The following is a 1563-nucleotide window of genomic DNA, read 5'->3' as shown; positions in this document are numbered from 1 at the left end:
AAGCTTTTTAATTGCTTTCATATTCTTCACCCCTTTTCTTTTTCAAAAATTTATGCAAATTCTCCGGCTCCTTCGGCTGACAATAGGTTATGCTGCAGGCTTGACCTGTTACCAATGTCGTTATGCCGTAGATTGTGCTGAGAATCAACGTTATGATTATTCCTCTCTTTGTTTCCTGATCCGGTCTTCTCATTGATTAATTGCTCTCCAAAATAAAAAAATACGCTATACTTTTTCTAGCTGTTCCTAGTTTTCAGTATAGCGTATACTATTTATGATTTTCAAGCCATTTGCGCCAAATCTCTTTTTTTGACGTTATTTGCTGCTTTCGTTAATATTCTATTAATATATCAGCTGTGAATGTTTCATCCTCCCATTCAAAAGACGCAACTCCATTGAGCTGATCCACTGCCTTTTTTATACTGCTTACACCTATACCGTGTAATCCGTTTCCCGATTTACTGGATTTAAGGTTTTGAGTATCAACCTCATCTGATGAATTCATAACGCAAATTCTAAGTTTATTATCAATTTGTATCAATGAAATGTAGATATATTTATTGACACACGAACAACGTTCGGCCCCCTCAATTGCATTATCAAAAAGATTAGAAAGTATCCGACAAAGCAGCATATTATCTATGGATATTGATTCAAACACGTTAATTTTAGTTGTGAATTGTATGCTTTTATTCAATGCCTCCTGCCATTTCATATTAATAATAGCATCAACGGCTGAAATACCTGTATAGCATATTCTGCCTGCATCTGATAAGCTATCTGATAACTTGTCCAGATGTTTTATTGCTTCTTTTGGATTTCCATCACTAAACATGGATTTTGCCGCAGATATCTGATTACTAATATCATGCTTTAACTGTCTTATCTCATTGTACTTGTTTTCAATGAGCATATAATTTTCTTCTTCTGATTTTAGCCTTTGCTCCATGACTTTCATTTTCAGTTGGTTTGCATATGTATCAAAAAAGTTAAATACGAACAGATTGAGCGCCAGTAATCCAATCACAGTAATCAAATAATTTATCGTCTGTCTGTGATTTAAACCATATGATACAAAAATACCATTGAGAATGACTACGCTTAAAATGGGTATCAATATAATTGACAGCCAATTTTTAATAGGAATATCCTTCTGCTTGTTTTTAGAGTACTCTACTACATACACCGAAAACCAGAAACAAAATAGCTTTGAACAAGTCATTCCGATATATCTACCGGCTCCTGAAGTTAATTGTTCTAATGGGCTTCCAAAATTGAGCATATATAAAATTCCCATTGGAAGTGATTCTGAGGCAAGTATTATTATCAAAAATATTGAAGAACAGAATACTCTTTTTCCGATTTTACATTCAAACATAAAGCTTGAGATCACCATCATCAATACAAAAGTAGCAATCAAATGAACCGATGGATACTCAAAAAATAAAGTTACCGAACCAAGTAAAATAAAACCGAGCATTACTGCTGGAATCAATGCTTTTTTTCGAAATCTATAATCCTCTTTCATCATATTGTACAAATAGAAAACTATAACCATGCTCT

At 33.4% G+C, this 1563-nt stretch carries 2 protein-coding genes; both read right to left on the bottom strand.

Going from position 1 to position 1563, the window contains the following annotated elements:
• Positions 1–7 precede the first annotated feature (7 nt).
• Entirely contained in the window at positions 8–193 is a 186-nt protein-coding gene (locus LI114_RS13415) for a hypothetical protein (RefSeq protein ID WP_227221086.1), read from the bottom strand.
• A 138-nt stretch (positions 194–331) separates the two neighbouring features.
• The coding region (locus LI114_RS13410; RefSeq protein WP_227221085.1) for an ATP-binding protein at positions 332–1563 on the bottom strand (1232 nt) is incomplete at its 5' end.

This window comes from Ruminococcus sp. 210702-SL.1.03, from assembly GCF_020559915.1.
Lineage (GTDB): Bacteria > Bacillota > Clostridia > Oscillospirales > Ruminococcaceae > YE71.
Note: the sequence above shows the minus strand (reverse complement) of the source record. Positions and strands in the feature narration are given on the sequence as shown.